9 protein-coding genes are annotated in these 12,728 nt (G+C 73.5%); 2 read left to right on the forward strand and 7 right to left on the reverse strand.

The window, feature by feature from the left end:
- The 5 genes from AA75_RS28150 to AA75_RS28170 all read right to left on the reverse strand — a co-directional run.
- Nucleotides 1-211 (reverse strand): zf-HC2 domain-containing protein (locus tag AA75_RS28150; RefSeq protein WP_033823086.1); only part of this gene is annotated, 211 nt, incomplete at its 3' end.
- The gene (gene sigM, locus AA75_RS28155) at nucleotides 208-993 is read right to left on the reverse strand and encodes an RNA polymerase sigma factor SigM (RefSeq protein ID WP_051813575.1); all 786 of its coding nucleotides are present in this window, start codon (nucleotides 991-993) and stop codon (nucleotides 208-210) included. The genes sigM and AA75_RS28150, both read right to left, overlap by 4 nt.
- Before the next feature lie 23 nt (nucleotides 994-1,016).
- Nucleotides 1,017-3,236, reverse strand: a complete 2,220-nt coding sequence (locus AA75_RS28160; protein ID WP_051813577.1) for a protein kinase family protein — start codon at nucleotides 3,234-3,236, stop codon at nucleotides 1,017-1,019.
- A 266-nt stretch (nucleotides 3,237-3,502) separates the two neighbouring features.
- On the reverse strand, nucleotides 3,503-6,001 hold the full coding sequence (gene murJ, locus AA75_RS28165) for a murein biosynthesis integral membrane protein MurJ (RefSeq protein WP_033823087.1): 2,499 nt from the start codon (nucleotides 5,999-6,001) through the stop codon (nucleotides 3,503-3,505).
- Between the two features lie 47 nt (nucleotides 6,002-6,048).
- The gene (locus AA75_RS28170; RefSeq protein ID WP_149038419.1) at nucleotides 6,049-8,466 is read right to left on the reverse strand and encodes a DUF6049 family protein; all 2,418 of its coding nucleotides are present in this window, start codon (nucleotides 8,464-8,466) and stop codon (nucleotides 6,049-6,051) included.
- A gap of 346 nt (nucleotides 8,467-8,812) precedes the next feature.
- On the opposite strand from AA75_RS28170, the gene AA75_RS28175 reads away from it, so the two are divergent.
- Nucleotides 8,813-10,240 (forward strand): CCA tRNA nucleotidyltransferase, encoded by a 1,428-nt coding sequence (locus AA75_RS28175; protein ID WP_199520430.1) that lies wholly within the window; start codon nucleotides 8,813-8,815, stop codon nucleotides 10,238-10,240.
- A gap of 10 nt (nucleotides 10,241-10,250) precedes the next feature.
- Here AA75_RS28175 and AA75_RS28180 read toward each other — a convergent pair whose 3' ends face one another.
- Complete coding sequence (locus AA75_RS28180) at nucleotides 10,251-11,075, reverse strand: hypothetical protein (RefSeq protein ID WP_051813580.1); 825 nt, start codon at nucleotides 11,073-11,075, stop codon at nucleotides 10,251-10,253.
- Nucleotides 11,076-11,350: 275 nt separating this feature from the next.
- Between AA75_RS28180 and AA75_RS28185 the strand changes: the two genes are divergently transcribed.
- Nucleotides 11,351-12,067, forward strand: coding sequence for a hypothetical protein (locus tag AA75_RS28185; RefSeq protein WP_051813583.1), 717 nt, complete (start codon nucleotides 11,351-11,353; stop codon nucleotides 12,065-12,067).
- Between the two features lie 27 nt (nucleotides 12,068-12,094).
- Here the strand turns inward: AA75_RS28185 and AA75_RS49860 are convergent.
- On the reverse strand, nucleotides 12,095-12,728 hold a 634-nt coding region (locus tag AA75_RS49860), incomplete at its 5' end, for a hypothetical protein (RefSeq protein ID WP_051813585.1).

Raw genomic sequence — 12,728 nt, forward strand, 5'->3', positions numbered from 1 at the left:
CGGGCGGCTCGTCGTCGCCGAGCAGCCGGGAGACCTCCGCCAGGGCCGCCCAGGTGTCGGCGCACTCCGGGCAGCCGGCGAGATGCCGGTGCAGCTCCTCGGCGGTGGCCGGGTCGGCCAGGCCCTCGGCGAGGTCGGCGAGCAGCTCGATGTCGGGGTGGCCGGCCGGGTCCGGGGAGCCGGACGACGGGGAAGGGGTGAGCGGCGTCATCGCTTGGTCACGTCTCCTTCCAGGGCGGAGGCCGGTCGCACCGGACCCGGTGATGTGACGGCCGCGCGGCCGGATGGGTTCCCGGGCCGTGGCTCCCGGGAAGACGGTGCTTCGCGGGAAGGCGGTGTTTCACGTGAAACGGACCGCGCCGGAGCGGAAGCAGTGGTGGATGGCGGGCCGGGTGGCCCGGGTGGCTCGGTTTCACGTGAAACACCGCCCGCCCGCAGATGACGGACCAGCGGGAGCAGCTTGGCCCGGCCGCGGGCGCAGCGGCTCTTCACGGTGCCCACCGGGACCTCCAGTACCTCGGCCGCCTCGGCCACCGAGTAGCCCTCCATGTCGACCAGGACCAGGGCGGCCCGCTGGTCGGCCGGGAGGGTGGCGAGCGCGTCGGTCAGCTCGCGGCGCAGCTCCGAACGGACGGCGGCCGTGTCCGCACCCTCGGTGCTGCCGAGCGCGGTGTCCAGGCGCTCCGGATCTCCGTCCAGCGGTGTGGTGCGGCGGGTGGCGGTGCGGCGGGCCCGGTCGAGGCAGGCGTTCACCACGATCCGGTGCAGCCAGGTCGTGACGGCCGAGCGGCCCTGGAAGGTATGGGCGGCTCGGAAGGCCGACACCAGCGCGTCCTGGAGGGCGTCGGCGGCCTCCTCGCGGTCGCCGAGGGTGCGCAGGGCGACCGCCCAGAGCCGGTCCCGGTGGCGGTGCACCAGGATGCCGAAGGCCGCCGGGTCGCCGGCGGCGTGACGGGCGAGCAGTTCGGCGTCGTCGGGCTCCTGCTCCGCCATTCCCGCCCCCTCTCCGGTACCGCTCAGCCGTTCACCTTGATCTCGGCCACCTTGCCGCGGAACCTGTCCCCATCGTTGGGGATGCCGGTCAGCCAGATCAAGAGGTAGCGGGTGGTGATCGCCTTCTCGGGCTTCAGCTGGACCTGGCTGCCGGAGCCGGAGGCGACGGCCGCGCCGAAGGAGCGGTAGCCGGCCTCGTCCGCGGTGGGAGCGGAGGTCGCACCGGCCGGTGCCGCCTTCAGTTCCACCTTGTGGTCGCCGAGGAAGGTCAGGTCGACCGAGCTGACCTGCTTGGCGCTGCCCAGGTCGAGCAGGATGCCGGTGCCCTTCTTGTAGCCGGACTCGGCGAACTGGTCGTTGTACCCCTGGGTGGTCCAGGCGGTGGCGGGGTTGTCGTCGTGGGCGTTCGGCAGTTCGGAGCTGTGCTCGTCCTTCTCCTGGCCGAAGGCGTTGAACGTGGTCAGCGCGGCGATCGGGAGCCGGGCCCCGGTCGGGGCGGTGGAGGTGTCCGGGACGTTCGGCGTCGGAGCCGGCTGGCCGGTGCTGTGCGACGGGTGGTGGTTCATCCGGTCCACCAGCTGCCAGGAACCGAGGCCGATGGCGGCCAGGGCGACCAGTGAGGCGGTCCACTTGGCCGCGGTCAGCAGTCGTCGGCGCGGGCGCACGGGCGGCGGCGCGACCGGGCGCGGGGCCTCCGGCCGGCGGTTCGGCTCACTGCCGGGCAGCGGACGGGACGGTGCCCCGGTGGTGGCGGCGCTCCGGGAGGACGGGTAGCGCGGCGGCGTGAACGCGGGCGGGGCGGCCGGTTCCGGCTGGCGGATCTTCGGTAGCAGGGCGATCGCCTTGGCCAGCTGCTCGGGGCTGGTGATGGGGTCCTGGTGGTGCGGCGGGTGCTCGCCGAGCGCCCGCGCGGCCAGCTCCGACAGCCCCTTGTGGACCCCCGCCTTCACCTGGTCCGGCGGGACGCATCCGAGCCCCTTGGGCATGCCCTGGAGGTCGTACCGGTCCTCCGGGTACGGCCAGCGGTGGGTCAGCGCGGCGTAGAGCAGCGCGCCGATCGCCTTGGTGTCGGTCCGCTCGGCGTCGTCGGTGGACAGGCCGCGGATGGCGGCGTCCACGGCGATGCCGTTGATCCGGTACTGGCCGGTCTCGGTGCGCAGCACGCAGGTCGGAGTGAGCCGCAGGTGGGCCTGCCCGCGACGGTGGGCGGCGGCGACCGCATCGGTGACCTGGCGGACCATCTGGTAGGCCTCGTACGGCTCCATCGGGCCGCCGGCCAGCAGCCGGGCCAGGTCGGAGGCGTCCGGGAGCCACTCCCGGATCACGTAGACCAGGTCGCCCTCCTGCACGGCGTCGAGGACCTGGACGAACCGCGGGTCGCCGAGCAGAGCCGCGGACCGGGCGGCGGTCAGCACCGCCTTTGCACGCCGGTGGCCGGCCGCGAGCAGGTGGACGCCGACGGCGCGGCGGAGCTTCTCGTCGACCGCCCGCCAGCTGCTGAAGACCTCGGTGTGGGTGATGCACTCCTCCAGCCGGTACCGGTCGGCGATCCGGTCGCCGCTGTGCCGCAGCGGGGCCGCGAGCGTGGCGGGGAGGGTGGCGGTGTCGGCGTCCAGGGTCTCCGTGCTGGTGGCGGGCTTGGGCTTGGGCTTGGCGGCGGGCCGGGACGCGGGAGCGGCGGCCCGGGACGACTTGGCGGCCTTGGCGCGGCGGGCGGCCCCCTCGGCGAGCTCCGCGGCGATCTCGGCGGCCGAGAGCGGGGCGGTGCTCTCCGAGGGCTCCTCGGACTCGGCCGGCTCCTCGCCGGGCTCGGGCACCGCACCGGCCGCCGTGGCACCTGTGGCGGGCTTGGCCGGCGCGGCCTTCGAGGACCCTGCGCTCTTCGTGGACCCTGCGCTCTTCGTGGACCCTGCGCTCTTCGAGGCGCGCGTGCTCTTCGAGGGTCCGGCGTCCGTGGTCTCCGTGCTCGCCGTGGAGTCCGAGGCATCGGCGGGCTTCGCGGCATCGGCGGCGTCCGCGGGCTTCGCGGCCCGGGCGGCCCGCGCCGGCTTCGCCGGGGCCGAGGGCTTGGCGGTCTTCCGCCCGCCCTTCGGGGCCGGGTCGGCGGCGCCGGTGGCGGGCTCGGAGGCCGGCCCGTCGGTCGACCGCGCCGCGGGCTCCTCGGGAACCTCCCCGAGTGCCATGGCCAGCGCCGCCGCGTCCGTCACGGACGTGTCGACAACCGCCTTGGTGCCATCAGCCACCGTGGTCCTGCCTCCCCTTGTATCGCCCCGGTACCGAGAAGTCTGGCTCCGGCCCGCCCGTGGTGGGGGCGGGGGGTGCCAGGACAATTGTGCCCACTCCCAGCCCCCTGCTACGACCGCTGAGGGGCCCGACTGGTTGCGTATTCGTGGACAGCCAGGGGGGATTCCGCCGGGACCGGGCCGGATTCGGTGAAGATCGCCGAAACCGGCCCGGAGTAGGCCACCTGAGGGAGCAGGAGATCCGGGGTGGTCCGGTTGACGCCGGGTCAACGTCCGAGCCGGCCGCGGACCATTCCGAGCATCGCGTTGAGCTCCTCGATCCGCATCCGACGGGCCAGCAGCAGGAACACGCCGAGCTGCAGCGAGGCCGCCACCAGCAGCGTCAGCACGCTGCCCAGCCAGCCGCCGAGCGCGCCGTCGAGCAGCAGCTCGACGGCCAGGCCGACCGCCGCGGCGGGCAGGCAGGCGATGCCGAGCCGGACGTAGGTCTTGCCGATCCGGGCGGTGTCCAGCCCGCCGATCCGCGCCATGAGCTTGGGCACCGCGACCGCCACGCCGACCGCGTACGAGATGCCGTAGCCGAACGCCATCCCGGTCACCGCCCACCGGTCGGGCAGCGCCAGGTAGCAGAGCACGGCGGTACCGGCCTGGGTCAGTGCGACCCAGACCGTGTTGGAGAACGGGGTGCGGGTGTCCTCGTAGGCGTAGAAGCCGCGCAGCAGCACGTACTGCACCGAGTACGGGATCAGGCCCAGGGCGAAGGCCGAGAGCATGAACCCGACCGCGGTGGTGCCGTGCGCCACCGCGCCGCCGTTGCCGAGCCCGTAGATGGCGTTGCCGATCACCGGGCCGAGCGACAGGAACAGGAAGGCGGCGGGCACGATCGCCACCGCCGAGGTGCGCAGCCCGTACGAGAGGTCGTCACGGACGGCGCCCTGGTCCGCGTCGGCGGCCGAGCGGGAGAGCCTGGGGAGCACCGCGCTCATCACGGAGACGGTGATGACGGCCATCGGGAGCTGCCAGATCAGCAGGGCGTTGGAGTAGGCGGCGAGGCCGACGCCCAGGAACCCCTGGCTCTCGGCGGCGGCGCCGGCGGAGGTGGCGAGCTGGGTGACGACCAGGTAGCCCGCCTGGTTGGCGAGCACGAACAGGAAGGTCCACTTCGCCAGCCGGGCGGCCTTGCCGAGGCCGTGGCCGCGCCAGTCGAACCGGGGCCGGAACCGGAAGCCGGAGGCCCGCAGGTAGGGGATCATCGCCAGCGCCTGGACGGCCAGTCCGAGCAGGGTGCCGATGCCCAGCAGCCTGACCCCCTCGGGGGAGATGGTGCCCGGGGTGACCTCGGTGCTCTCGAAGGTGCCGAAGACGTAGATGTACATCGCGAAGGTGAAGATCACCACGATGTTGTTCAGCACCGGGGTCCACATCATCGCGCCGAAGCGCCCGCGGGCGTTGAGCACCTGGCCCACCACGACGTGCACACCCATGAAGAAGATGGTCGGCAGGCAGTACCGGGCCAGCGCCACGGTGGTGTCGGCACTGGCCGGGTCACGCATCAGCGAGTGCGAGATCAGCTGCACCAGCACCGGCGCCGCCAGCACGGCGACGAAGACCACACCGGCCAGCCCCGCCATCACCAGGGTGAGCAGCCGGTTGGCGTAGGCGGTGCCGCCGTCCTCGTCGTGCTTCATGCTGCGGACCAGCTGCGGCACGAAGACGGCGTTCAGCGCACCGCCGCCGATCAGGATGTACAGCAGGGTCGGCAGGGTGTTGGCGGCGTTGTACGAGTCGCCCATGGTGCCGACGCCGATCGCGGCGGCGATCACCATGGTGCGCAGGAAACCGGTGCCGCGGGAGACCAGGGTGCCGGCCGCCATCACGGCGCTGGACCCCAGCAGTCCGCTCACCCGCTCGGCGGCGGAGCGCCCCTCGGTGGGTGCGCCCGCCGTGCCGGGCGTCCCCGCCCCGTCGCCGGCCTGGCCGTCCCCGCCGGGCGTCCCGTCGCCGGGGAAGGTGCCGGACTCCGTGCTGCCGGGCTCCGTGCTGCCAGGCGTCACGGTGTCGGCCGCGGCCTCTGCGGCCAGGGCCGCGGCGGCGGCAGCCCGGACCGCCGCGTCGGCCTGCAGGAGGGCCTCCTCCTCGGACAGCGGCGGGTCGAACTCGATCGGGGGGACGAACTGGTGCGGCTCGTCGGGGTGGTCCGGGTCGTCGCCGGAACCGCCCTCGGGGCCACCGCTCAGCAGGGCGTCCACACCGATGTAGCGGCCCTCGTCCAGCTCCCAGGGGGCGGGCTGGCGGACCGGACCCGGGTCGGGCGGCGGCACCGCGGCCAGGCCGGCCCAGCGGCTGGCGGGAGCGGTCAGCTCCGGCTCCGGCTCGGCTGCGGGGTCGGACTCCGGATCGGACTCGGGATCGAGGTCCGGCGCGGCGGCCGGGAGCTCGGCGGGGCCGGCGGCCTCGGCCTCCTCCCGCACCGCGCCGTCCCCGACCACCTCGACGTCCTCGGCCGTGAGGTCCAGGACCGCGGTGTCCGGCGCCCCGGCGCCCCGCCCCTTCTGCTGCGGAGGGAGTGCGGCCGAGGCCTCGGCGACCCAGACGCCGTACGGGTCCGGCCCGGCCGCGCCGTCGTACCCCTCGGTCGCGAACGGGTCACGGGCGAAGGTGTCCGCGACGTACCAGTCGGCCGCGGACCCGGTGGAATCGGCGCCGCGCTCGCGCGGCCTGCCACTGCCCTGGCTCTCTGCTCGCTCCTCGCGCGGCCCGGTCATGCCACCTCAATTCGCTGCTGGGGGCGGGCGCCCGGTGCGGTGCGCCGTCAGTGACCAACCTTCTCATCACCGGTGGCCCGAACAGCGGTTTCCGCGGCCGACTCCGGCTCCGCGTCGGTCCCGGCGCCGGCCGTGCTGTCGGCCGTACCACCGGCCGTGTCGTCCCCGGTGGCAGCCGGTTCCGGACCGGCCCGGGGGTCGCCGTCCCCGGGAGCGTCGTCCGCGTCCGCCGGCCCGTCCGCCCCGCCGTCCTCGCCGGCGGCGCGCTTCTTGCGCTGGAGCGAGAACCGGATCCCGGCAAGCACCATCAGCACCACACCGCCGCCGATGACGTACAGCACGCCGTTGGTCACCGAGGTGACCTCGACCATGAAGGTGACCGGTGCGCCGTAACGCTGCGGGTTGGGGCCGGTGGTCCAGAGCTGCGCGGTCATCTGGACGGATCCGTTGACCTGCGCCTCGGCCGGGAAGCGGAAGGTCCTGCTGGTGGTGCCGTCCAGCACCACCGACTCCGCCGGGCCGACGTTGAGCCGGTTCAGCTGGCTGGAGGTGAGCCGCAGCTCCAGGTTGCCGACCGCCTGGTTGAGGTCGTTCTTGACGCTGACCTGCAGCGTCGCGTTGTCACCCGGCAGGGTGACGTCGCTCTTCGGGGGCAGCCTGACCGCGGAGGTGAGGTTGTCCAGGTAGTGCTGCACCCCGTCGCGGTAGGACACACCGGCCGTGCTCTGGTCGCGCCACTGCGTCGACATCGAACGGACCATGGCCGCGCTGAACGGACCGCGCACCCGCTGGGGCTGGGTGAGGATCAGCATCAGCTGGTCCAGGCTGTTCTGCAGCGACATGGTCTTGCCGAGCGCGGACGAGGACAGCTCGGTGGCGGCGAGCTCCTGCGGGTAGCCGTCCTGGACGGCCGTGGTGGCGTCCGGATCGGCCTTGACGGCCGCCAGCGTGTGCAGCGTGACCGGGGCGGTCCAGCCGCCCTGACGGGACTTGAGGACCGCGTCGGCCAGCACCCCGGCCGTGGTGGCGTCCAGGTTGCGCGGCGGGAGCACCAGCAGGCCGCGCGACTGCTCCGGCATCTGGCGGTTGACCAGCAGGGTCTCCGCCAGGAACCGCTGCACCGCCTCGGTCCGGGCCTCGGGGGTCCTCAGCTCCTGCTGGAACAGCCCCGAGATGGTGGGGTCGGCCACCACCGCGGTCTGACCGTTGCCGATCGGGCGGGCCGCCGCGGGGGTGTAGGCCAGCGAATCCGCCTCCGGCATCGAGGCGCCGTCCACCAGCACCAGCTGGCCGCCGGCGGTCAGGGCGGTGGCCGCGGTCCGGCGGTCCAGCCGGCCCTGGTAGGGCCAGGCAACGTCGGACTTCACGTCCACCGCCAGCCGCCCCGCGGCGGTCAGCCGGCCGGCCGTGGAAGCCTTGCGCAGCGCGGTCTCCATCCCCGGCAGGGAAGCACCGTTGTGCGCGATCGACGCCAGGTCCGGATCGGCGTACGGCAGCGAGACCACCTCGTCCCCGGCGGTGGCCACCGAGGTGCGCAGCAGGGCCAGCCAGCTCACCGCGGCGTCCCTGCCGGTCCCGGGGACGGTGTTGTCCTCGCGCGCGGACTCGCCGCCCGTGTTGGGCTTCTGCACCCGGTACGGCTTGGTCATCGCGAACACGGTGTCCAGCAGGTCCGGGTCGACCATCCAGGTCAGGTTCGGCAGGGTGGCGCCGGTGGTCACCAGCTGGTGGAGCCGGCCGCCGGGGGACAGCTCGCCGACCAGGCTGTCGTCCCGGAGCACCGGCGTCTGGTCGTTGTCCGGCATGGTCTGCGCGACCAGCTCCGGGGCGTGCGTGATCGGCCACACCACCGAGAGCTGGGTCTGCTTGTCGGTGGGCTCCACGTTGTACGGCAGGAAGGTCCGGGCGATGCCCAGCACCCGTTCGTGGCCGCCGCCGGAGGTGCCCCAGACGTCGACCGCCAGCTCGTACACCCCGGACTTCGACAGCTCCAGGTCCGCGGTGGCGACCGGGATGCTGAAGTCGTGGGACTGGCCGGGGGTGAGGTCGCCGAGCGGGACCTCGGCGTTGGTGACGTCGACCCCGTCGGTACCGGTCGGCGTGGACCGCTGGGCGACCAGCATGACCTCGTTCCTGGTGCCCAGCTTCTTGCCGGACACCGGGGCGCGGACCCCGATGTGGGCGGACTTGATGTCGCCGTGGCCGGAGTTCACCACCTTGCCGGTGACTGTCACGGTGCCGTTCTCGCCGGCCACCGCCGGGGTGACCGTGCTGATCGTCATGGCCGCCGGGTAGTCGGCGGCCGGGGCCGCCGGTGCTGCGGGCGAGGCCGCGGCCGGCAGCGCGGTGGCGGTCAGCAGGACCGTACCGGCCGCCAGCAGGCCGCCCAGCCGCCGCACCGCCCGGCGGGCGAGAGCCGTCCGCCGGACGCCGGCCGGGGCCGACCCCACGCTTCGCTGGTCCACGCGCTTCGCCCTCGCCGTCGTCCGTCGCCAAAGAATTCGGTCACGCGCCACCGGCCCGCACACCGGCCCCGACGGCGCCGCGGCGGCACCCGACGGTGCCCGGGCAGCCTCGACCGACCGGTTCGCGGCGGTCCGTCCCGCCTGTCCCCTCCGGCATGGTAACGACGCTGCCCGCGCCGCAGTGTTGCGGGCCGGACCCTGAGTGGGCGGGCCACCGCGACGGTGGCCCGGCCGGATATGGCGGGCGGCCCCGAGGCCCGGGCACGTACCCTTGTGAGCCGTGTCCACTGCCAACGCGTCCAGCGCCAATCATTCCAGCTCCCACGCCGTCGCCGCCCTGCCGGGGCTGAGCGAGGCGCAGACCCGCGGGCTGCAGGAACTGCTCCGGGTCTCCCCGGTCGCCGACGAGATCGCCGGCCGCTTCCAGGATGCCGGATTCCGGCTCGCGCTGGTCGGCGGCTCGGTCCGGGACGCCCTGCTGGGCCGGCTCGGCAACGACCTCGACTTCACCACCGACGCCCGCCCCGAGCAGGTGCTCAAGCTGGTGAAGGGCTGGGCCGACGCGGTCTGGGACGTCGGCATCGCCTTCGGCACGGTCGGCGCGCGCAAGGACACCGCGGACGGCAGCTTCCAGATCGAGATCACCACCTACCGCAGCGAGGCGTACGACCGGACCTCCCGCAAGCCCGAGGTGACGTACGGCGACACCATCGGGCAGGACCTGGTCCGCCGCGACTTCACCGTCAACGCGATGGCCGTCGACCTGCCCGGCCGCGGCTTCGTCGACCCCCACAACGGCCTGGACGACCTGGAGGCCCGGGTGCTGCGCACCCCCGCCACCCCCGAGGAGTCCTTCTCCGACGACCCGCTGCGGATGATGCGGGCCGCCCGCTTCGCCGCCCAGCTCGACTTCGACCCCGCACCCGAGGTGGTCGAGGCGATGACGGCGATGGCCGAACGGATCACCATCGTCTCCGCCGAGCGGGTCCAGGCCGAGCTCAACAAGCTGCTGCTGGCCGCACACCCGGTCAAGGGGCTGCGCCTGCTGGTGGACACCGGCCTCGCCGAGCACGTGCTGCCCGAACTGCCGGCGCTGCGGCTAGAGCGGGACGAGCACCACCGGCACAAGGACGTCTACGAGCACTCGCTGACCGTCCTGGAGCAGGCCATCGCGCTGGAACAGGACGGCCCGGACCTGGTGCTCCGGCTGTCCGCGCTGCTGCACGACATCGGCAAGCCGCGGACCCGGCGCTTCGAGTCCGACGGCCGGGTGTCCTTCCACCACCACGAGGTGGTCGGCGCCAAGATGACCCGCAAGCGGATGCGCGAGCTCAAGTACTCCAAGGAGCTCGTCGACGAGGTGTCCCGGCTGGTCGAGCTCCACCTGCGCTTCCACGGCTACGGCGGCGGCGAGTGGACCGACTCCGCGGTCCGTCGCTACGTCACCGACGCCGGGCCGCTGCTGGAGCGCCTGCACAAGCTGACCCGTTCCGACTGCACCACCCGCAACCGCAAGAAGGCGGCGGCGCTGGCGCGGACGTACGACTCGCTGGAGGAGCGGATCTCCGCGCTCAAGGAGCAGGAGGAGCTGGACTCCATCCGCCCGGCGCTGGACGGCAACCAGATCATGGAGCTGCTCGGCCTGCGGCCCGGCCCGCAGGTCGGCCAGGCGTACCGGCACATGCTGGAGCTCCGGCTCGAGCACGGCCCGATGGACCACGAGGCGGCGGTGGCCGCCCTCCGGGAGTGGTGGGCGGCCAACGAGGCGGGCTGACGGGGGAGGGTCAGCGGCTGATGCGCCGCAGGCAGAGCAGGTAGCTGGGGGAGTAGTCGACCGTCCGCACGAAGGTGGTCGTGGTCTCCGGGTAGGCCTCGCACTTGGAGCCGTCCCCGGTGTGGTCGAACCGGCCGAGCACCTTGAACTCGGCGTCGGACCCGGAGCAGGACACTACGGCCACATCGGGGTTGGAAGCCGTCCCGGTCCGCTGCAGACAGTCCCCGGCCGAGGCGTAGTCGGCGTCGCGCTGGGCGGCGAAGACGATCGCAGCGACGATCAGCGCCGGGACCAGCAGACCGAGGACGGCTACCCGCCGGTACAGCGGCTTGCCGGGGTTCATCGGCGTGCCCGGGGCGCCGGGGACCGGCGGGGCCAGCCTGTTGATCTTCGCGCGCTGCGGCAGGTTGATCAGCATGGTGATGGGGTTGATCAGCATGGAGCCGAAGCCCCACCATCCCTGCCAAAGGCTCTTCGCGGTCATGTCGCGGTGTGCGGCGATGCCACAGGTGCGGCAGAACGGTCCCTGGAGCTTCAGGAACTTCATGATCACGATGAGGCCCTGGTGGCCCCGGATGGTGGCTTCCGTGGCCGGCATCGATCCGCAGAAGCGGCAGTACGGGCCGTACCCGGCGGGGGCGGCGGGCTGGGCCCACGGCTGCTGGCCCCACGGCTGCTGACCGGGGACCTGACCCGGGAACTGGCCCGGGATCTGGCCCGGGATCTGGCCCTGGGGCGGCGCCCAGGGCTGTGCGGGCGGCTGCGCGAGCGGCGGGGCGGGCGGTGCGGCCGCCGGGGAGCCGTACGGGAGCTGGGGCGGTGGCGGTGCGGACATGGCGGTTCCCCCGAGATGAGCTGTGGAGTCTGTGAAGTGCAGGACTCTATCGCTGACGGACGACCGGAACGTCCGTCCGAGTGTGTGGTCATCAGACTGTGGTGCTGGGGCCGGTGGTGAGGATGCGGCACATGTGACCGGTGTGGCGGGCAAGGCTTGAGCTGTTCCGCCCGATCGTGTGTTCCTCGCGGGTAGTTCGGACACGGTCGGTTCCGGTCGCGTTCGCTACTCCCGGGAGACGGAGGTGCCGTCCCCAGGAGAGCTGAGGTGCTGTCATGGCTGTCGATGCCGTGCTGCTGGAGTCCCCGACCATGCGGTCGACGGTCGCCGACCGGGTCGAGGTGCTGGACCGGGTCAAGGCGCTGGAACTGCTGCCCGACGACGTCCACGTGACCACCGCGGGGGTGGCGGCGTACTTCGAGGTGCCGGAGCAGGCGGTCTACTCCCTGGTGCACGACCACCGGGCCGAGCTGACCTCGAACGGGTACCTGGTGGCGACCGGTACCCGACTGACTTCCTTGAAGGAAGTCTGTCGGATCCAGTCCCGCGCGCGGTCGCTCGCGCTCTTCACCCGGCGGACCGTGCTGAACGTCACGATGCTCCTGCGGGACAGCGAAACCGCACGTCAGGTCCGGTGCTACCTGCTCGACGCCGAGCAGGAGTCGCGGCGGATCGGGTCGCAGGAGCGCGGGCCGGTGCCTGTGGACAACCTGCCCGGGCCGCCCGAGGGGAGCGTGGACGCCGCCGTCGCCAGGGTGGCCGAGCAGGTGGTGCGCTCGGTGGTGGCGACGGCGGTCGTCCCGGTGCTCAACACCCTGGTGGCCGAGGTCGGCGGGAACAGCCGCAAGCTCGACGCGCTGGCCGACCGGGTCGACCGGCTGGAGCGGATCGTGCTGGACGACGACGAGCGGACCGCCGCCCGGCGCCGCCGACGGCTGCTCGACGCCCTCGACGAGGGAGTGCCCGACAGCCTGGAGGGCTTCTCCTTCTGACGGTCTGCTTCTGACGGTCTGCCGGGCTCAGGCCTTCTTCGGTGCGGTGGTGGTCGTCGGGCGTGACTTGGGGCCAAGGCACAGGACGTACTTCTTCTTGTGCCACCGGCGACCGGACGAGCCCCAGTACTGGGCGGTGGTGCCCGGGGTCTTGGTGCAGCGGGTGGTGTCGGTGGTGTTGTTGAACCGGCTGAGCACCACGTAGTCGGCCTTCGGATCGGTGCAGGCGACCTTGTCGAGGTCGTTGCGGCCGGTGGAGTGGACACAGTCGCCGACCGCCGCCTTGGCCGGGCTGCTGTCGCTGACGAAGAAGCCGACCACCAGCATCACTACGCCGAGGCACGCCACGACCAGCCGGTACCAGAACCGCGCCGGCCGCTTGGGCCGGGTCGGCTGCGCCGGCGGCCCGCCCGGCTGCCCCCAGGCCGGCTGGGCCGGCTCGCCCCAGGCCGGCTGCGGCCCCGCCGGATACCCGCCCGCCGGCGCGGGCTGCCCGTACCCGGTCGGCGGCTGGGCGGCCTGTCCGTACGGGGTCTGCCCGTAGGCCGGCGGCTGCCCGTACGCGGTCGGTCCGCCCCACCCGGCCTGCGACGCCCCGGCCTGCGACGGCCCCGCCTGCGGGTGGCCCGGCTGCGGGTATCCCGCCTGTGGCGGGGGGCCG

It is taken from the genome of Kitasatospora sp. MBT63 (assembly GCF_000710465.2).
In the GTDB taxonomy this organism is placed as follows: Bacteria; Actinomycetota; Actinomycetes; order Streptomycetales; family Streptomycetaceae; genus Kitasatospora.

What these genes read in the sequence shown, in the direction of transcription:
- sigM (WP_051813575.1), bottom strand. Translation starts at nt 993, where the DNA reads ATGGCGGAGCAGGAGCCCGACGACGCCGAACTGCTCGCCCGTCACGCC.
- murJ (WP_033823087.1), bottom strand. Translation starts at nt 6,001, where the DNA reads ATGACCGGGCCGCGCGAGGAGCGAGCAGAGAGCCAGGGCAGTGGCAGG.
- AA75_RS28180 (WP_051813580.1), bottom strand. Translation starts at nt 11,075, where the DNA reads ATGTCCGCACCGCCACCGCCCCAGCTCCCGTACGGCTCCCCGGCGGCC.
- AA75_RS28185 (WP_051813583.1), top strand. Translation starts at nt 11,351, where the DNA reads ATGGCTGTCGATGCCGTGCTGCTGGAGTCCCCGACCATGCGGTCGACG.